A 20046-nucleotide genomic window follows, 5' to 3' on the forward strand; every position below is an offset into this window, starting at 1 on the left:
CGCCCAGAGCAATGAACAGATTTTCACCCTGCGCCACTAATTTAAGATATTCAAGAATACGCTTGCGGCCGGGTGATGCTGTCACCTTGCATACTCCCTCCGGATTGGTCCATTATTCGTGCAGAAAATGAATACCTGCCGCAATTGCAATAATGCCAATCGCAATTCGCACCCAAAAAAGGAAACCGATAAATAAAAATATATTAAGCCACGCCGTCAGAAACAAAAAATATACAAAACCCGAGACCAAGACAAAAATTGCGCCAATGAGCCATCTCCGCTTTATGCTCGGGATTCCGAGAAGCAGGCTGATTAAAAACACGAGGACCCACATGGCGCAGGGGTTAAACCCGTCAACCAGGCTTATCGCAAGCGTCAGCATCGGCAGAGAAAAATCGCGAATTTGTATTTCACCGACAAATGGGAGCTTAATTTTATCCGGGACCTCGGCTGAACCGTCGATCGCCGCCCCGACTTCATCGGTGCCGCTTGCATTTTCGATTGGCGTAACTTCCGAATTCACCGCCGGATCGAGCGGCAAGTCGCCGCTTTCGCGCATCTTAACGATTATTTCGCCAAGCTGATCCGGACACTGATCGCGAAAACACAATTCCACCATTTCGCGTATCTTCGCGCCGGTTGTTGTGTCGTCATTGTATCCATACGCCACCTGATTTCCGACAATGGTAATCGGCACGCCCGACGACTGAATATTTGATTCTTGGGCAAGCAAATTGATTATTTTCTGCGAGTCTTCATCGTGCCAGATCTCATATTCGTGAATTCGGAGATATTCGTACTCCTGCCCTAACCCCTCGACAAAAATTCTTTCCTTGGCGCAATGCGGGCATCCATCCCCGTAAAACAAATGCAAATCAACCACGGTCTCGGCCTGTGCCGGGATAGCGGCAAAAAATAAAAATAAGCCCGCGATTATTATTTTTTTCATGCGCATAATATTATATCACCTGCAATCACAATTCATCAATTTCTCTCAATAAATTTCTCCTCGGCAAAGATTTCTTTTCTTCTCCGTCCTGGTCCCAAATAATCACCGGCTCGTGGTCCGCATACTCGCCCCGATGTACTGCCGGCGCGCCTTCCATCTCCAGCCGTTCGAAAAGCCTTGGATCAATTTCCTGTATGAACATTGAAGGCTGATTAAACGACAAATTATCATATCCCGAAGTGAGCGGATAAGTAATATAAAGCCGGTCCGCGGCCCGCGTCGCGGCCACGTAAAAAAGACGTCTCTCCTCCTCCACCCCGCCCGGTTCGGCGAGCGCCCGGCGGTTGGGTAACGCCTGATCCGTAAGATGCATCACGAAAACCACCGGCCATTCCAAACCCTTGGCCTGATGGATGGTTGATAAAACAATTTTTTCATCATCGCCTGACGCGGCCGGGCCGCTCCGGAGCGCGCCAAAACTGTCGTAAAGGCTAATTTCGGTAAGAAATGAGCTCACGTCTCCGTACTGCTCGGCAAACACCGCGAGCTGTTCCAGATCCTCAAGCCGCTCGCGCCAGTTGGGATACTCCTGCTCAAGATGATTTTGATATGGCGAACCACAGATTGCCCGCACCAGGCTCGAGGGCAGATTATCGCTTGCCGCAACCGCCCGCCAAATTTCCAAAAAACTCCCCCAGCCGCTCGCCGCCCGTCTTTCCAAAATGTCGCCTATTTCAAGCCCGGCGATGCCGGCCGCGTCCGGAAGCGCGCGTGCCCGCTCAAAAATCCGTCCCGCAGCGGCGGGACCGATGCCCGCCTGCATGGTGAGGGCGCGCATCCATGCCATTTCGTCCTGGATATTGCCGACGATGCGCAAAAAAGAAAGCGCGTCCTTGATGTGGGCGCGTTCAAAAAATTTCACGCCGCCGCGGTATTCATAAGGAATGTCGCGCTTCACGAGCTCGACTTCAAGCTCCTGCGAATGATGCGTGGCGCGGAAAAGCACGGCCATATCATCAAGCCGCACCCCCTCGTCGCGCAAAGTAAGTATAGTCTCAACGATAAATTTCGCCTCTTCGTGGGCCGAGGCAAGCGGCGCGAGATTTGGTTTTTCAAAACTTTTCTTCACACTTCGTAATTCCTTGCGAAACTGCTCGCGGTTATTCTCAATAATATTATTCGCCAAATTCAGTATCTCCGGAGTTGAACGGTAATTTGTGACTAAACGAAATGTCCGGGCGTTCGGATAAACCGTTGGGAAATCAAGAATGTTCCGGAGGTTCGCCGCGCGGAAAGAATAAATACTCTGCGCATCATCGCCGACCACCAGAACATTGCGATGGCCCTCGGCAAGCGCCATGACGATCTGCGCCTGAATCACATTTGTGTCTTGATATTCATCAACTAAAATATATTCAAACCCTTGACCAAGACCCTGGCGAACGGCGGTATCGTTTTCCAGAAGCCGCAAAAGATAAACCAGCATATCGTCAAAATCCATGGCGTTGGCTTCGCGCTTTCGTTTTTCATAAAGCGCGGCCGCTTCACGGATTGAATCCGCGAGCTCCAAAAAATTCGGATATTTTACGTCAATCACCGCTTCAATATCGGTCCGCGAATTAGTCGCGTAACTCACGATACTCTTAATCACCGCGGGCGACGGAAACCGCCTTGCCCGGGTATCGATATTCAGATCGCGCACGCACGCCTTAATCATGTCCTTGGCGTCCTCTTCATCGAGTATGGTGAAATTATTTTTAAATCCGATACGGCCGGCAAGCCGGCGCAAAATCCGGTTTGCCACCGAATGGAATGTCCCTCCCCAAATTCCCACGCCGCCGCTTCCGAGCAAAGTTTCAACCCGCCCCATCATTTCATGGGCCGCCTTGTTAGTAAAAGTCAATAATAAAATTCGTTCCGGCTTCACGCCCTTTTCAATCAAGTGAGCCACGCGGTACACGATTGTCCGCGTTTTACCCGAACCCGCGCCCGCGAGCACCAAACACGGCCCGTCGGCGGATTTCACCACTTCAAGCTGCTCGGAATTCAACTCTTTTTCATAATTGATCGCACCCATAGTCCAAATACTTTATCATTTTTTCAATATAAATTCAAACCTAAAAAAATGACTCCGATTCATGAAAACCGAAGTCAGGATCCTCCTAGAGCAGCGCCGTTGCCGCTTTCAGCTCTTTCTTGGCGGGTTGCCACTCCAGCGCCGCGAGCGCCCTCCCGGCCATATCAACATGGTGTATGAGCAGATTCTTGGGCTTGAACTGGAAACCTCCGTCATGGAGAAAGCGCGTCAGCTTCACCCTGAGATCGCCGAGATCGGCCGCGAGATCCGAGGCGCGGCTGATGGAGAAATCGGCATTCCGCGTACTCGCATCGCTTTTCAGACTCTTCTCAATCAGGGAAACGCCCATGAGAATCTGCTCCAAAAAGTACTGCGCCCGCTTGAAGTTCAGTGAATTCGCAACGCGCCGTATCAGTATCGCCGCCTGGCCGTTGCTGCCAGATTGACTTTTCGAGAGCGCATCCTTGAGCTCGGCGATGGCGTGGTTTCGGGTCCGCGTGAATGGCGCGACCCGCCATTCGGAAATATCCTGTATCCTCTGCTGGAGCCAGCGCTCTACTAAAGGATAGATAACCTTGCTGTACTTACCGGCATGCTTGAAGGGCCGCTTCTCCAGCGCTCCAATCAACTTCCAATAGAGCTGATGGCAGGAAGTAAGATGCCGGTCGCGCTCGGCCATGAGACGGACTTCGTCAAGGCCGATGTATTTCGCGATTTCCGGAATCTCCGTAAGCCGGAAAGTCAGGTGGCTCATGCCCGCAGCGAGTTCCGCGCAATTGGCCATGGGATTTTCGCGCCCGAGCGAGTCTTCGGAATCGGCCGAAAGCTCCAGATAATCGCGCGCTTCCACCTTCGATTCGTTACGTTTGCATTTCAGGGTCTTCGCGAGCTCTTCCAAGCAGAAGTACACGTCTTCGCGCTCTTCGTCCGAAAGCTGGCCGTAGCGAATCAGATGCTCAAGAAATACGCGGGCGCTGCCAATACCCATGGCAACATTATGCCTTTCACCCGCGGTATGCACCTCGCCGTACTGCCGTTGGATTATCGCGCGGCTGCGCAAGGCGCTGTAAACACCGTCCCGGTAAACCTGGTAAAATTCCCGGTTTTTCTCCCGCCGGGAAATCAGCACCGCGCCGTCCGGAAATCTTTCGGAGTTTCCTCCGATGCTCACGCCGCCAATCCGCACTCGCGGCATAATGACCAGCATGCGACTTCCGCCAATCTCCTCTACGTCAAGCTGATGTATTCCACTGCTTGTTTCAATGTCCTTCCACATTGCCCTCTCCGTCGTTTGATGTACTGGACGATTTTTATCATAATTTTACGGACTCTGTCAAACGAAATTCTAGCCGGATGAGAGCACTATTGACAAATAACCAAAAATAAGGTAAGGTAGTATGTTGCTAAGGAGGTAACTATGATGCCGGGCATGAATCAAAATAAAGGTTCTTTCAACGCCAGCACCAGCTGGCTCGCGAACATCCTGCATCTCATCTTCCGCACCCAGGACAAACGACGGGAGCTAATCGTGTGGTTAAGCGGCGACATACCGTGCGGTCTGCTCAGCCAGATACGCCTACTCGCCATAACCGACGAATATCCCGAGGGGCTCGAATTCGAGATTAAAGGCGACGCTGAGGGATTTACCAGCGACGACTCAATATTCTACGTTCTAACTCTGAAGCCGTTGAAGTTGGAACAGAATGAGGTAAGGGGGCGTCTCCACGCGACAAATGTGGAGTACCTGCAGATACAACTACCTACGGGCGAAACGATGATATTCGTCCATTGCCCGAAAAACGGCTTTTTCTATCCGGCCGATGATATTACGGACACCGCCGAAGATCTTCCGGCCAAGGACGATCAAGCGACCAATTGACCTGGAAACAAAAGAGGGACCCACTCTGGATCCCTCTCCTTTTTTAATTATTTTTTATTTTTACGCAGCTTGTTCCAGCCAATTGTCTATTTCATCTTCATTGGTCGGCAGCGCTTCGAGCTGACCGCCCTTAGCCTTGCCGATTGCTTTTACGGCCGTTCCCGCAAAATCATCAGCAATTTCATCGCCTTGGCTAAACCACTCGTCTTCTTGCTTTGAAAAATCCTTAGCCTCAGGCAATTTCACCTTTGATTTCATATCTTCAACACTTGAATGCAAAGCTGAATTTTCAAGAATCAGCTTTCTTATCTCAATGCTAGCGGCTTCTTTTTTTAAACGAAGCTCTTCAAGTGCAAGCACTGACTTGACGCACTCTTCAGCGGTGTCGCCAGTATTCTCAAGAATGCTGTTGACCTTCGCTGATAAATCCTCCCTTTCTTTCTCCTTGACGAGTATGGACGTACGATTCATTCTCATTTTGTCAATGAATTCATACATCTGTTCCTCGGGAGACTGCATCATTTCCATTGATCTTTCTGACATAGTAATTATTGATTATTTATTAAATTAATTAGTATTATTTAGTTAATTATAGCACTTTTTTGCATTTTTGTCAATACCCGTTTAAAAATCGTCGCTTATTCGCCACGTGCTCATCATGGGTTCTTGAATAAATAATCTCCCCGTCCGGCGTGGTCAGAAAATAATAATACTCATTTGGCGTCGGATATATCGCCGCTTCAATTGCTTCGGCTCCCGGATTACAGATCGGTCCGAACGGCAGGCCCGGATATTTGTAAGTATTATACGGCGAATCAACCTCAAGATCCTCAAGCGACGGCCGCGTCAGACCCTTGCCGGTCACGTAATTCACCGACGCGTCTGACTGGAGCGCCATGCCCAGCTCCAACCGCTTCCAAAAAATATCCGAAACCATCTTGCGGTCCTCCAGGCCGTACATTTCTTTTTCAATAATGCTCGCCATAGTGATTATCTCAAAAATCGATTTTCCCTGCCGCGTAATTTCCGCGCGCCATTCGGGTCTTAATTTTTTGTCAAAATTCTGCAAGATGCGCCGTATCGTATCTTCAGCTGATGCGTTGAGGAAAAACTTATACGTATCCGGAAAAAGATATCCCTCGAGTGAAGCCTTTTCCGGCTTATCGGCGAGAGAGGAAAATTCCTGCTTCCATTTTTCCGTCGGATTCTCCAAACTCAAGGCGCGTGAATCCTCCGCCGGCAGTCCGGTTTGTTCAAAGAATTCCATGTCTGAAAATAATCCGCTTGATTCAAATTTGTCCGCGTAATTACGCAGCGTCCAGCCTTCAATCAAAGTCACCCATGCTTCGGCATTCTCGGCCGCGGTCAGAATATCTGAAATCTTTGCCATACTCATGCCCGGCCGAAGCGTGAACTCGCCGGTTTTAAAATCAGCCGCGTTCTTAGAGATGCGTACATACAAATCAAACGCAAATTTATTTTTAATAATACCCCCGCCTTTCAATTCCTGCGCAATCTGCCCGGCGCTCTCGCCCGACTCAATGGTAAACTCGCTGATTCCGGCGCCGGCTGGCGGCGATATAAAATAAAATTGATTGATAAAATACCCAGCCGCCACCGCGAGCGCCAATATAAAAACAAACATCAATCCGCAGTATGTAAATTTTTTTATGTAACTTTGCATTCTACAAATAGTCCTCCATTTTTTTTTCTTCAATCTCTTCCACTACATTTTTGATCTCATCCAGCCGATTTTCCGGACAGATAAAAAGCGCTTTTTCCGTATCCACGATAATCATATTATCAAGCCCGATCGCGGCAATCAATTTTTCCTCCGATCCAATAATCAGCGAATCAGTCGTGTCGTGCGCCAGAACGCGGCCGCGAGTCGCATTGCCCGCCCCGTCCAGTTGCATATATTTTTTAATTTTTGACCACTTACCCAAATCGCTCCAGCCGATGCGGTTCGAAACGCTCATCGCTATCTTTGAAATCTTATGCGTTAAAACCGATTCAATGGTCCCCTTTTCCAATGTATTATAAACCTCAATAGTTTCATCATTATTCTGAGGTAAATTCTTTGAAATGATATTGCGGCACGCCTCGAGCATCGCCGGATTATGCTCTTCCCAAAGTTTGATGATGTTTCCGAGCTGCCAAATATACATGCCGGTGTGGTAATAATACACGCCGGATTCAATAAGCTGTTTGCAAAAATCCGCGTTTGGTTTTTCAACCCAGTCCGACACCTCAAAAATCGCTTCCTCGCCCAGCTTCATGAGATTCCGTCCTTCTTTGAGATAGCTGTAGCCTGTGTCCACCTCGTCCGGCCGGACCGCCGGGGTCAAAATATACTCGGGATTATTCTCCAAAAATTCTTCCGCCTGCCGCAAGAGATCACGGAACGCCTGGCTGTCGGAAATATAATCATCCGACGGCAAAGTCGCCACGATTGTTTCCGGGCCGAACCGCTTTTCCAGAAACGCGCATTCCAGACAAATTGCCGGTCCGGTATTGCGGCTCGCCGGCTCGAGTATCAGATTGTTCCCGGAAACCTCGGGTGCGACTTTCAATATTTCCTCGCGCGAATCAAATCGGCCCGAAACAAAAAGATCAGTCTCCGGACTAATATTTGGCGCGACCCGTTCAATGGTATCGTGAAGCAAAGTTTTATCGCTAATCAGTTTCAAAAACTGTTTTGGCCGGTCCTTGCGACTCATCGGCCACAATCTTTTGCCTAATCCTCCGGCGCGGATTACTATTTTCATATTTTTCTCAAAATCAATTTTACGACAACGTAAGCTGCAGTGCATCCAACGATTGCACCAACTACAACATCAAGCGGGTAATGCACTCCGACGAATATTCTTGAAAGTCCGACCAGCGCCGCCAGAGCCAAAAGCACACGCCCGACTTTTTTATTCCAGAAATAAACCGCCATCGCAATCGCAAATGCCGCGGTCGTATGCTCCGACGGAAACGAATCCATCGACATTGTCCCATCGTAAATATTTTGTCCCAATCCGGATTCATACGGCCTTGGACGAGTGACAAAAAAAGAAATTATGAAATTTACTACGATTCCAAACGCCGCCGCCAATCCAGTCGCGAACGCTCGCTTGAACTTAATGCGCAATTCCCCTTTTCGCAACTGCACCACCGCCATAATCGCGAAACCCACGATTATCCATATTAAATATCGCGCGCCAAAAATCGCAATCCAATCCAGCAGCTCACTGTCTCCGGCAAAACCGTTGATCATTAAAAATAATTTTTGGTCTAAACTCATATATTATTTCTGACAGCCCGGACACCATCTCGTTCCCCGGCCGCCAAGCTTCATGAATTTAATCACCGAGCCGCACTTCCGGCATTTTTGGCCTTCTCGACCGTAAACCCTAAGTTTTGGTTCATAGCTCCCCTGCCGGCCGTTAATATCCACATACGCGTCAACCGAAGTCCCGCGGTCCTCAATCGCTTGCTTAAGAACGCTCAACAGGCTATTGTAAAATTTCTTAATTTCCGAATCCGTGAGTGTCTTTGCCGCCCGCGTCGGCAGGATTCCGGCAAAAAAGCACGCCTCCTGCGCATAGATATTTCCCACTCCGGCAAGCATCTCCTGATCCATAACAAGCTGTTTAATCTTTGCGTTCGGCCGCCGCGTCAATATTTTTTTAAATTCTTCAAGCGAAAAATTTTTATCCAGCGGCTCGGGGCCGTAATTCTGATCCGCCATAAATTTTTCAAATTCGTCCCCTTTCAAAAGCTTTATCCAGGCAAACCGCCGCGAATCATCAAAAAATATCCGATCCGGCCCAGAAACTTCAAAAATCACGCGCGTCTCATGATGCGGCGGCTCCTTGTCCGGCACGAGCAATATCCGCCCGTTGAGCTTGAGATGAAAAATTAAAAATTTCAGCGGCGCGAGTTCCCAGATCACGACTTTCGCGCGTCGGCGCACTTCCCGGATCGTTGAACCGGAAATTTGCTCTTGGAATTCCGCGGATCGCAGATTAACAATCTTCTGATCAAGCACCTTAGCCCCGAAAATCCTGCGGCCAACAATCTTCGGCCTCAATTGCCCAACAATTGTCTCTACCTCCGGCAGCTCCGGCATACTAGAAATGTAAAATGTTAGATGTCATATGTCAAAACTTATCTTTAACATTAAACATAAGATCTGACATCTAACATTTGACATTTGAGATTATATAAGCGGTTGTCCGGTCATTTCCTCCGGAATCGCAAGGTTCATCACCTTAAGTACCGTGGGCGCCACATCGGCGAGCATACCATTGGGCGTCATGAGGCTCAAATCCCCGCCCGGTGCCTCACCGGCCGGCGAAGCCAACCCCTCAAACTGCTTGCTCGCGATAATGAACGGCACCGCGTTAGTGGTGTGCTGCTTGTCCATTTCTCCGGTCTGTAAATTAATTTTCTGCTCGGCATTTCCGTGATCCGCGGTAATAAAAACCGCCCCGTCTTTGGCGAGCACGGTGGTGACAATTTTTTCCAAACAGCGGTCAACTGTTTCGCATGCCCGTATTGTGGCTTCAATATTTCCAGTATGGCCAACCATGTCGGCATTGGCAAAATTCGTCACGATAAAATCATATTTGTCCGCGCCAATTTCCTTAATAATCCGATTGGTAATTTCATTTGCCGACATCTCGGGCGCAAGATCATAGGAGGCGACACGCGGTGAAGGAATTATCACCCTGTCCTCTCCGGTAAGCGGCTCCTCGCGCGTGCCGTTCAAGAAAAAAGTCACATGCGCGTATTTTTCAGTTTCGGCAATATGAAGCTGAGTCAAACCGGCATTTGAAATCGCACGTGCGAGACAGGTCTCCACTAATTGCGGCGGAAAGGCCACTTTGACCGGCAAATCTTTTTCATACTCGGTCATGGTCACCATTAAAAAATTGGCGATCCCTCTTCGTTCAAATTGCGTAAAATCCGGCGAAACAAACGCCTTAGTGAGTTGGCGCGCGCGATCCGGCCGAAAGTTAAAAAATATTACCGCATCCCCGTCCTTCACCGTTGCCCGCGGTTTGCCGCGACGCGTTATTACCACCGGCGCAAATTCTTCATCATATACTTCCTTGGCATAGCTCGCCTCAATCGCCTTAACCGGATCGTCAAAATTTTCGTCCGCCGCACCATTCACAATGGCATCATAGGCCTTTTTGGTTCTATCCCAACGGTTATCGCGATCCATTGCCCAGTAACGCCCGGAAATTGTCGCAATCTGACCGCATTTAAATTTTTTTATAATATCCCCAAGCTTTTTAATAAAAATCACGCCGCTGTTAAAATCCGAATCTCGACCGTCCAGAAAAGCGTGGATTGCGACATTGTCAATTTTTTTCTTGGTCGCTAATTCAATCAGGGCGTACAGATGCTCCTCATGGCTGTGGATGCCGCCCGGGCTGACGAGCCCCATGAGATGCAGCGTAGATTTATTTTTTTTAACATGGCTGATTGCGTTAATAAATTCTTCATTATCAAAAAACGTACCGTCTTCTATTGACTTACTAATGCGCGGCAGACTTTGATAAAATACGCGTCCGGCGCCGAGGGTCAGGTGTCCGACTTCTGAATTTCCCATTTCTCCCCAGGAAAGACCGGCCGCTTCGCCCGAAGCCGCAATCGTCATGGTCGGGTATTTCTTTATGAGTTCATTAAAAAACGGCGTCTTTGCATGCGTTATCGTGTTTCCTGGATAGTCCGGAGCGACTCCCCAGCCATCAAGGATAACAAGCACCGCCGGTCTTGGTCTCGCTTGAGTCATATTAAAACAATGGTTTTGCCGCCATCTCTTTCGGGATCGGCAGATTAATTATTTTTAAAATTGTCGGCGCGATATTTTCAAGTGCGCCGCCGTTTTTCAGGCGTACGTTCTTGAATTCTTTATTGTCCGCTAAAATAAAAGGCACATTGTTCATGGAATGCTTCGTCTCGATTGCGCCGGTTTTCGCGTCAATCATTTCGTCAAGATTTCCGTGATCCGAAGTAATTATTACAAGCCCGCCTTTTTCAAAAACCGTGCGCACAATCTTTCCAACGCACTCGTCAATAACCTCCGCGGTCTTGATTCCGGCTTGAAAATTGCCGGTGTGCGCGATCATGTCCGGCGCGGCGAAATTAATTGCCACAAAATCGTATCCCTTGTTTCTGATCGCGTCAATCGCCGTATTCGTTATTTTATAGGTGCTCATTTCCGGAACAGAATCGTAGCGCGGCACGAACGGTGAAGGGATGCGGATACGGTCTTCGCCCGCAACCGGCGCGGCATAACCGCCGTTCAAAAAATAGGTAATGTGAGCAAATTTTTCGCTTTCCGCAATATGAAGCTGGCGGTAGCCGTGCGATCCAATCACCTCCACGAGGCCGTTCTTAATATCTCGGCTCGGAAAAGCCGTAAAAACACCCGGCAGATCCGGCCCGAGATCAGTCAATGTGACAAATGCCGTATTTTTCGGCACGCAGGCGCGTTTAAACGCACCCGAATTTTCTTTTTCAAAATCCGGTTGGACAAACGGCTTGGTGAGCTGGCGCGCGCGGTCAGACCGGAGATTGAAAAAAATAACCGCGTCATTATTAAAAATACGGGGCGTAAGCGAACCGTCGCCGTTTCGCATGAGGGTCGGTAGAATGAACTCATCGCTCATGCCGCGATTATACGCCTGAATAACTGCCGACCGCGCGTCCTCGGCAATAACTCCCTTCCCGCAGGCAACCGCGTTATACGCAAGTTCGGTTCTCCCCCAAATCTTATTGCGGTCCATGGCATAAAATCTGCCGCAGATGCTCGCGATGCGCTCGGAGCCGTTCATGTGCCGCTCCAGCCGGTCCAAGAGTTTCAGCGCTTCAAAACGCGGCGAATCTCGGCCGTCGGTAAAAAGATGCAAAAATACCCGGCTAATTTTCTGGCGCCGCGCAAACTCCAAAAGCGCGTACAGATGTTCCGGACTGGCATGGCCGCTCGCGCCGTTTGAAAGCATGCCCATGAGATGAAGCCGTTTCTCATATTTTTTGATATGCTTCACCGCCTCAAGAAATGCCGTATTCTTAAAAAATGTGCCGTCTTTTATGCTTTCCGAAATATAAACCATATCCTGTTTCACGACGCGGCCGGCGCCGATATTAAGATGTCCGGCTTCGGAATTCCCCTCCTGGCCGCGCGGCAGGCCGACAGAGCTGCCGGAGCACTTGAGTGAGGTATTGGGATATTTTTTATAAAGCGCGTCAAAAACCGGCGTCCGCGCCGCGGCGATGGCATTGCCGTGGTTCGCCGGACCCAGGCCCCAGCCGTCAAGAATGATAAATACCACCGGCTTGCGACGAGCGTTAAATTTGCCTTCTTTTTCCTGCATAATTATTATTGCATTATACTTTTTTTTGGCTAAAAAAACAAGAAAAATCATTGACAATTTTGAAATTTTATGCTACACTGAGCATAAGATTCACTTCATAAAACACACTAAATACTATGCGAACAGAAAGAGAAACCATGTCCCTCGAAGAACGGGCCGAGGCCGAAAAATTTGAGGCCCTGGAGCATAACGAAAAACTCAAGGAAAGAATTGGCCGGATGTCGCCCGAAGAAATTGCCGAGCGGGCCAAAGAAATTGAATCGCGGTTCCATGAAATCGACGCTCTGGCTTCGGACCGGGAGAAAATGGAAAAAACCCTGGGCGCCAACGCCTATAAAAAACTAGAAAATGAATATCTGTGGCTAGAGCGCGAAAGGGCTCTTCTTTTTATTGAAAAACCCATCGCCACCGCCGAGCAAAAAATTGATGAAATAGAAAAAGCCGAGGCACCGATCGAACTGGCCGAACCGGAAATTATAACCGCAGAACCCGAGGAGCAAGCGCCCCGGCTTATTAAATTTAATGAAATCAAAAAAACAACCCCGACGCAAAAAATAGTTAAAGAACTGAACGATGTGCCAAATCAGGTATTGAAAGAATTAAAATCCAGCTGGCAGACGGTGTGCGACGAATTGAAAAAAAATAAACAAAAACCGGAAATTTGGTGGCCGGGACTGAAAAAAGGACTTGAGATAGTTGAGGTTGAAGAGCTCGACGTTGATTTTCTGCCGCCCGCTCCGCCCGTGCCCGAAGCAATCCCCGAGGAAAAAACTTCCGTCAGAATCAATTCGGTTATTGAAAAGTTTATCAAATCACAAAAAGAGCAATTTTCCGCCGCCGAAACCGGCTGGAAGGAAGTCGGCGAGCAAATCAGTATGGAAACCGCCCCCGAGAGATATAAAGAGCGTAACGAAAAAATTCGGCAAACCCCCGAATACCAGCAATTTTTAAAAGCCCTTAACCAGCTTGGCCGCAGTTATGAAAAATTATCCATCAAACCCCGCGGCGGCACCCTCCTGCTCAATTTCTTGGACGGCGTCTACCGCATCGGCAAACCCGGATCCAACCTCAGAAAAGCCGGCGAATTGATTTACGAAGACATTCTGGTCGGCGAGGTTAAAATGCCGGTGCAGGAGTGGGAATACCAAGACCGCGCCCAAGCCCGCGCTCAACGGATTGACCAGCTCGCTCTTTTAAGCGGCCTCACTGAAGAACAGGAACGCGCCGAAAAAGAAATTAAAGAAACTCGCGATTATGCAAACGAATTGGGCCAAAGAGTTATTTTCACCGCCTCTACCGAACGCTGGGCCTACCTTGCGGCAATTCACAATCTGGAAGTAAAAGCAAAAACCAACGAAGTGTATCTTGGAAAAATCAATCAGGCGCTTGAATTGGAAAAGAAGGGCCAGCGCAAAGTTGAACTTCCGCCAGTGGAAGAATTGTTCCAGGTGCCGGCCGAATGGCTTGATTTCCCGGAAATCACCCTGGATGCCGACGAGATTTGGCCCGATTTTCCGGAAATTAAAATCGAAAAACCGGAAAAACCCAAAGAAACAAAAAAAGCCGCATAAACTAATCCGCATTTACCGCAAGATTTTACCATTATCCAGCAATCACTACGCATAATAACGAGTTAAGCGACATATTACTCGGCAAACAACCTTAGCAAACTATTTAAGTCAATTGTAATTTAGTAACATTATGGAGACGGAGGATTTGAAAAATCTAGTAAAAAGCATTGTTGAGAGAGCTACCGCCCTCAAAAATAAGCATATTGAATATAAAAATACGCCCGTAAATTATGCGTGTATTTTTTCTCAAACCGAAGAAGAGTACAATGAACTACTTGAAGCTGGACGGAAAATTGGAAAAGTGATTCAAGAAACGCCAACGGGTCTGCTTTTCCATATTGAACCATTAGAAACAGTTTCCGGTGTTTTGAAATTGTTAAAAATTCGTATTCCTGATCCTACCAGACCTGAACGAGGTGATGCAGATTTTACTATTTCCAATTTTCCTGAATTTGAGAAAAAATACCTATCAAAGCCTGGGTTCAAGATGATGAAGAAACCAGGTTTCTATATGATTGAACTTATGGATTCTAAATTTGATGTACGGGCGTATTTTTCAAATCCTCCTTTAGATGAACAATTGAAGATGTAATGACAGTTGTTTGCCTGCGTCATACGCCTTCGCTCCTTTCAGTCGCTCGGGGGACGCTGCGCTTTCGCTTCACTGCGTTACGCTCACCCTCGCTTAACAAGGGATATACGGTTCGGGGCTCGGCTCGCCCCTCACCCAAATTTTGCTCCGTTTCACTCCGCAAAACTTCGTATATCCCTAAACGTTAGGCGAAATAAAAATTTATTTTTTAAATTATTTATGATGGATGTTTCGAAACAAAGTAAAAAATGGAAACGAGAAGCCGTTAACCTATTGCAAGATAGTGGTGTTGAAAATATTTTGAAAGAATTTGGAGACGTAATCTTCACAGGCGCTTATGCCGCTGATTTAATGATGAGCGGTGATATAGATATTTATGTAGTAAATAAAAGCTATTCTAAGAAAAAAGTTTTAGAAATTTTCAATAAACTTACTAATTTTTGTTCTTTTGAAGGTTATTTATTTTTTGATTGGAAGAAAAATAAGCATCCTGATTTCCCCTCGGCATACTATGTTGGGCTTAAAAAAAAGATAAACAAGACGAAATGGAAGATTGACATTTGGTTGTTAACCCCCGAAGATTTACACAAATTACCGTACTTCAGTTTAAAACCTGATGAAATTAGCAAAGAACAAAAATTAGCAATCCTAAAATTTAAAAATTACAGGAATAAATTTTTTCAAAATATTTCAAGTAAGATTATCTACGATATAGTATTGAAGCATAATATTACAACGGTGAAAGTTTTCAAAAAGTATATAAAAAATAAATTTTAACATCGCCTAACAGCGTGTATGAGGTTCAAGAAAAAGTGCGTTAATAATTTTCAAAGGTTGCACTTTTTCTTTCACCCATATTTTTGCCCTTTTCTTCTTTTAGAATATAATAAGGAAGCGGGCAAAGACATCGCATACACGCAAACGTTGTGCGAAATTTTAAAAAACAAACTTTTTATTTTTTAATAGAGCCCTTTTGAAATTTTTTTGGAAAAGAAAAAGCCTCGGAGTGGTGTGCCCCGAGGCTGATGAGTGACGAGGGTGATCACCGCTTGTCAGCGGGTTCTCCGTTTACGACGCGAGGGTGATGGAGAGCATAGGACTTTGTATTTGCTGTCATTATTCGCTCTCTTTATCATTTCTTCCACGTCCTTCCTGGAAATCTCCTTTGCCTCTCCTTTCCACGGTTCGTGATCGAGAAAGAAGGTACTCCCGTCCATCCTTGTGGCCATCTCAGAACCACCCGCTTGCGAATCCTCTCTAAAGAACCTTTCCCCATCCTGGAAGATTTTGAACCCCCAGGCTCGAGAGTATCCCATGTCGAAGGATCCTTCCTCTGGCTTACGGAATTCCAAAATTAATGTACGCATTTCACTCTCTCCTCATTGTGTGTAGTTAACGCCCAAATTAGCGTTCAAAATAGTGTGGCAGAAAACAGCCTGTCTGTCAAGCACAGCCAAAAAAAAATTTCAAAAGGGCTCTTTTTTATAAGGTAAGTTTGTTTTTTAAAACATCGCACAACAAAGAATATCTGGTTCCAAAATTTTTCACTTTTAGACTTTTAATAATGAAGGAAAAATTTTCTCTCCCATATTTTTGCCTTTTTCTCCATTTATATGACAATATGGAAGCAGGCAAAAACATCAGATATTCTTAAACGTTAGCTGAAATATTGCCCATTTTCTCTATGATCTTCACACTTGATGATGTTTCAAATAAGGTTAGGCAGCAAAAAAAGCTGGGTAAAAAGGTAGGCCTCATAACAGGATGTTTCGATGTTTTGCACTTTGGCCATATCCAGCTTTTTAGATTCGCCAAGAAACATGTGGATTTTTTAGTTGTTGGCTTAGATAATGACAAAACTATTTCTCTTTTCAAAGGCAAAAACCGCCCAGTCAATAGAATTAAACAAAGAATACAGCTAGTTTCAGAACTAAGATGTATTGATATGGTTTTTGAGATAAAGGCGGTTTTTGATTATGCCGATGATGTAAACGCTGACAAAATCCACATTGAAATTCTCAAGGCCCTGAGGCCCGACTGTCTGATTACAGCAGCAAAGGCTGATAAATATTGGCAAACTAAAAAGCAACGTGCAAAAAATCTTCAAATAAAGTTTCTGCTTGATCGCGAAGACAGATCAAATTCATCAACCGCTATTATTGATAAGCTAACCGAATAAAAAACGGGCAATACTCTTCACTTCGTTCAGCCACGCTGCACTTTCGCTTCATTACATTCCGCTCAGGTCAGACAACACGGTATACGCCATCATACGAAACGAAAAACGACCTCAATAAAGGCCGTTTTTGTTTTAATGCTTCTACGCTCCCAGTTCCGCCTCAATCTCCATCAGCCGGTTATATTTCTCAACCCGCTCGGACCGTGACAGGCTGCCGGTCTTGATATACTCAGCGCCAATTGCCACCGCAAGATCGGCAATGAACGTATCCGCGGTTTCACCCGAACGGTGCGATATTACCACCTTATATCCCGCACCCTGCGCCAATTTTATGGCATCAATTGTTTCGGTCAGCGTGCCGACCTGATTGACCTTGATGAGAATCGCATTTCCCACTCCGAGCTCAATTCCACTGCCCAGCCTTTCCGCGTTGGTCACGAATAAATCATCGCCAACGAGCAGAATCTTTTTGCCAAGCCGACGGGTCATCGCCTGCCAGTTTGTCCAGTCGTCTTCCGAAAGTCCGTCCTCAATGGATATGAGCGGATATTTTTTTATCCATGATTCATACTGCCGGACTAGATTCGCGGCATCAAGTCTCTTTTTATCAACCTTGAGAATATATCTCCTGCTCTTGGCGTCGTAATATTCCGTGGCCGCGGCGTCAATCGCAATGGCCACATCCCGTCCAGGCTTATATTTTGCCGCGCGGATCGCCTTCATAATCAAGCCGAATGCCTGCTCGTTTTTTCCGAGCCGCGGCGCGAATCCGCCCTCATCCCCCACGGCCGTGGGATAACCGCTCGCTTTCAGAATTTTTCCGAGTTGATGGAATATTTCCGAACCCGCGCGCACCCGCTCGCGAAAGCGCGCCCCGCGAGGGACGATCATAAATTCCTGAAAATCCAGGGTCCAGCCGGCATGGGCTCCACCGTTTAAGATATTCATCATGGGGTACGGCAGCCGTAATTTGCGCGGCTTGAATCCGTAAACGCCGGCGATGTACCGATAAAGCGGTTTACCGGCTTCGCGAGCCGCGGCCGAGGCCGCGGCGAGCGAGACTCCCAAAATCGCGTTCGCGCCCAGCTTTTTTTTGTTCAGAGTTCCGTCAAGCTCAATCATGGCGTGATCAATATCCGCCTGCCGCCGCGCATCAATGCCCCGAAGCATCGGGCCGATAATCTTATTAACATTTGATACCGCGCGCAACACGCCCTTTCCCAAATACCGCTTGCCGCCATCCCGGAGCTCCCACGCTTCGTGGGACCCGGTTGAAGCGCCGGACGGCACCTTGGAAATGCCGACCGCTCCTCCGACAAGTTCTATCGTTGCTTCAAGCGTCGGGTTGCCGCGCGAATCCAAAATCTCGCGCGCTTTAACATTTTTAATTTTGAAATTCATAATTATTCAATTTCAAATGTCACCGTTACGTTTGAAACAACATCCAGCGTGCCGGATTCAATCTGCGGCATGTCGCCGCCGCCCATGTCCTCGGCCATTTTAGAATATGCGATTGAACTCGGCATTGCCGATGATTCGGTAAAGCCAACCACCCTCACGATATTCACACCAAGCGCCTTGGCAATATTGATGGCTTTGGTTTTTGCATCCGCAAGCGCCTCAATACGCGCTTCTTCATTCAGCTGATCCGAATCGTCAATACCGAACTGCACGCCGGAAACCTGATTGGCCCCGGACCTACCGACCGCTGCAAGCACCAGGCTAATTTTTTCCATATCGCGGATCTTCACCTCAACGCTCTGATTCACCGTATATCCGACAATATCCGAACGCCCCTCGGAATAGTTGTATTTGGGATAAATGCTATAATTAGCCGTCTGCAAATCCTTGGAATCAATACCCATTTTCTTGAGCTCACTAACGAGCTTGTTCATTTTTTCAGTATTTGAATTCTGGGCATCAATAACCGCCGCCGCTTCGGAGACCATACCCACATCCACGACCGCGATATCCGGCGTGCCGCTAACATCCCCTTGGCCATCAATGACAATTACGTCACGTTCGCGCGGCGCTTTGCCGATATTATTAAATTCCTCAAGATTGCTCTGTATGCCGGTCGCCGTCCAGATAATGGCATACGCCATAAAAATTCCGACCAGCACGAAAAAAAGCTTTTGCTCGGGCCACTTTGGCCAAATAGTATTATTCATATTCTTTGGATTATTATTAATTTTTGTTAATTTTTTTTGCGGCATACCCTCCTTGGCTTAATTATTATTTTTTAATTAATGGTTTTAATCCGGGCATCTTCTTGCCCTCAAGATATTCTAGCATCGCCCCTCCGCCGGCCGAAACAAAAGTGAATCTCCGTCCCAGTTTCAGTTTATTTATTTCCATCACCGTTTCTCCGCCTCCGGCATAAGTCTTGCCGCGCGCCCGTCCGATTGCCCGCGCAATCTCTTGGGTGCCGCGCGCGTACCTTTTGTCTTCCGCGAGGCCGAGCGGACCGTTCCAGATGATGGTGCCCGCCTTAGCCAGATATTTTTTATATAACCCCATGGTCTTCGGACCGATATCAAAAATCGCTTCCTTGCCGCTGCAAATCGTTCGGGTTTTAGGATTCGCTTCTCTAATGCCGACAAAACGCCGCGTCCGGCTGTCCCCAACCGCAAAATCAACCGGTAGAATAATCTTTTTTGATGAAACCGCGCTTTTTTGCGTCCGCTCAACAAGAGACGCGCCGATTTTAAATCCGCGTGCCGCGAGCGCACTGTTCGCCAGTCCGCCCCCGAGTATGAGCCAATCCGCTTTTTTAACAAATTTTTTTATCAAATTAATTTTTGTGGAAATTTTCGCGCCGCCAAGAACCACAACAAGCGGACGCTTCGAACCCTGTACCGCGCGCTCAAGATTCTCCACTTCATCCGCCAAATCAAACCCGGCATAACTCGGTAAAAACTTTGTCACCGCGGCCACACTCGCGTGCGCCCGGTGCGAGGAGGCAAAGGCGTCATTCACGAAATAATCAAACGGTCGGGCGAGTTCCCGCGCCCAGTTCGCGCTATTTGCTTCTTCTCCGGCGTAAAAACGAATATTTTCAAGGAGCGTCACCTGGCCGTCCCAGGTTTCCCAGGCGTTGCCAAAAAATTCTGACCCCGGAATCGGAGCGTCGCAGAAATAAACTGATTTTTTTAAAAGCTTCGAAAGCCGTGCTCCGATCGGCCGGAGCGAATATTTTGGGTTCCGCTTTCCTTCGGGCCTCCCAAAATGAGACACGAGCACCACGCCGCCGCCACGCGCTGTAAGATAACGAATCGTCTTAAGCGAACGCCGAATCTTAGTGTCATCCAAAATACGGCTGTGCGCAATCGGCACGTTGTAATCAACGCGAACTAAAAAAAGCTCGCCCCTAATTTCTTTAATGTCCGTAATTTTTCTGAGTTTCATGCTGTTATTATATCA

18 protein-coding genes are annotated in these 20046 nt (G+C 47.6%); 5 read left to right on the plus strand and 13 right to left on the minus strand.

Annotated elements, in window-relative coordinates:
* Window positions 1–112: 112 nt before the first annotated feature.
* The 3 genes from PHW53_00005 to PHW53_00015 form a co-directional block, all read right to left on the minus strand.
* Window positions 113–949, minus strand: coding sequence for a hypothetical protein (locus PHW53_00005; GenBank protein ID MDD4994848.1), 837 nt, complete (start codon window positions 947–949; stop codon window positions 113–115).
* 25 nt (window positions 950–974) lie between these two features.
* The gene (locus PHW53_00010) at window positions 975–3026 is read right to left on the minus strand and encodes a UvrD-helicase domain-containing protein (GenBank protein ID MDD4994849.1); all 2052 of its coding nucleotides are present in this window, start codon (window positions 3024–3026) and stop codon (window positions 975–977) included.
* A gap of 85 nt (window positions 3027–3111) precedes the next feature.
* Complete coding sequence (locus PHW53_00015) at window positions 3112–4302, minus strand: hypothetical protein (protein MDD4994850.1); 1191 nt, start codon at window positions 4300–4302, stop codon at window positions 3112–3114.
* A gap of 141 nt (window positions 4303–4443) precedes the next feature.
* Between PHW53_00015 and PHW53_00020 the strand changes: the two genes are divergently transcribed.
* Window positions 4444–4905, plus strand: a complete 462-nt coding sequence (locus PHW53_00020) for a hypothetical protein (GenBank protein ID MDD4994851.1) — start codon at window positions 4444–4446, stop codon at window positions 4903–4905.
* A 60-nt stretch (window positions 4906–4965) separates the two neighbouring features.
* Here PHW53_00020 and PHW53_00025 read toward each other — a convergent pair whose 3' ends face one another.
* The 7 genes from PHW53_00025 to gpmI (PHW53_00055) form a co-directional block, all read right to left on the minus strand.
* Window positions 4966–5448: a hypothetical protein gene (locus PHW53_00025; GenBank protein MDD4994852.1), complete on the minus strand. Its 483-nt coding sequence runs from the start codon at window positions 5446–5448 to the stop codon at window positions 4966–4968.
* A 70-nt stretch (window positions 5449–5518) separates the two neighbouring features.
* Window positions 5519–6589 (minus strand): endolytic transglycosylase MltG, encoded by a 1071-nt coding sequence (gene mltG, locus PHW53_00030; GenBank protein ID MDD4994853.1) that lies wholly within the window; start codon window positions 6587–6589, stop codon window positions 5519–5521.
* A gap of 1 nt (window position 6590) precedes the next feature.
* Window positions 6591–7673 carry a sugar phosphate nucleotidyltransferase gene (locus PHW53_00035; GenBank protein MDD4994854.1) on the minus strand — a complete coding sequence of 361 codons (1083 nt, stop codon included), beginning with the start codon at window positions 7671–7673 and terminating at the stop codon, window positions 6591–6593.
* Window positions 7670–8194, minus strand: coding sequence for a phosphatase PAP2 family protein (locus PHW53_00040; GenBank protein MDD4994855.1), 525 nt, complete (start codon window positions 8192–8194; stop codon window positions 7670–7672). The genes PHW53_00035 and PHW53_00040 overlap by 4 nt, the downstream gene beginning before the upstream one ends.
* Before the next feature lie 3 nt (window positions 8195–8197).
* Window positions 8198–9022: a bifunctional DNA-formamidopyrimidine glycosylase/DNA-(apurinic or apyrimidinic site) lyase gene (mutM, locus tag PHW53_00045; GenBank protein ID MDD4994856.1), complete on the minus strand. Its 825-nt coding sequence runs from the start codon at window positions 9020–9022 to the stop codon at window positions 8198–8200.
* 90 nt (window positions 9023–9112) lie between these two features.
* Window positions 9113–10696, minus strand: a complete 1584-nt coding sequence (gene gpmI, locus PHW53_00050; protein ID MDD4994857.1) for a 2,3-bisphosphoglycerate-independent phosphoglycerate mutase — start codon at window positions 10694–10696, stop codon at window positions 9113–9115.
* Between the two features lies 1 nt (window position 10697).
* Window positions 10698–12281, minus strand: a complete 1584-nt coding sequence (gpmI, locus tag PHW53_00055) for a 2,3-bisphosphoglycerate-independent phosphoglycerate mutase (GenBank protein MDD4994858.1) — start codon at window positions 12279–12281, stop codon at window positions 10698–10700.
* 116 nt (window positions 12282–12397) lie between these two features.
* Between gpmI (PHW53_00055) and PHW53_00060 the strand changes: the two genes are divergently transcribed.
* From PHW53_00060 to PHW53_00075, 4 genes are all read left to right on the plus strand, one after another.
* A complete protein-coding gene (locus PHW53_00060; GenBank protein MDD4994859.1) occupies window positions 12398–13852 on the plus strand; it encodes a hypothetical protein in 1455 nt (484 codons plus the stop codon).
* Window positions 13853–13982: 130 nt separating this feature from the next.
* Window positions 13983–14444: a hypothetical protein gene (locus PHW53_00065; GenBank protein MDD4994860.1), complete on the plus strand. Its 462-nt coding sequence runs from the start codon at window positions 13983–13985 to the stop codon at window positions 14442–14444.
* A 219-nt stretch (window positions 14445–14663) separates the two neighbouring features.
* On the plus strand, window positions 14664–15221 hold the full coding sequence (locus PHW53_00070) for a hypothetical protein (protein MDD4994861.1): 558 nt from the start codon (window positions 14664–14666) through the stop codon (window positions 15219–15221).
* Window positions 15222–16128: 907 nt separating this feature from the next.
* Window positions 16129–16623 (plus strand): adenylyltransferase/cytidyltransferase family protein, encoded by a 495-nt coding sequence (locus tag PHW53_00075; protein MDD4994862.1) that lies wholly within the window; start codon window positions 16129–16131, stop codon window positions 16621–16623.
* A 141-nt stretch (window positions 16624–16764) separates the two neighbouring features.
* On the opposite strand, the gene eno is transcribed toward PHW53_00075, so the two are convergent.
* The 3 genes from eno to PHW53_00090 all read right to left on the minus strand — a co-directional run bounded on the left by eno (window position 16765) and on the right by PHW53_00090 (window position 20031).
* Window positions 16765–18024: a phosphopyruvate hydratase gene (gene eno, locus PHW53_00080; GenBank protein ID MDD4994863.1), complete on the minus strand. Its 1260-nt coding sequence runs from the start codon at window positions 18022–18024 to the stop codon at window positions 16765–16767.
* A gap of 2 nt (window positions 18025–18026) precedes the next feature.
* Window positions 18027–18794 (minus strand): SIMPL domain-containing protein, encoded by a 768-nt coding sequence (locus tag PHW53_00085; GenBank protein ID MDD4994864.1) that lies wholly within the window; start codon window positions 18792–18794, stop codon window positions 18027–18029.
* A gap of 64 nt (window positions 18795–18858) precedes the next feature.
* Window positions 18859–20031: a phosphoglycerate kinase gene (locus tag PHW53_00090; GenBank protein MDD4994865.1), complete on the minus strand. Its 1173-nt coding sequence runs from the start codon at window positions 20029–20031 to the stop codon at window positions 18859–18861.
* Window positions 20032–20046: the final 15 nt, after the last annotated feature.

It is taken from the genome of Patescibacteria group bacterium (genome assembly GCA_028710985.1).
GTDB lineage: Bacteria > Patescibacteriota > Patescibacteriia > JAHJFT01 > JAHJFT01 > JAQTTB01.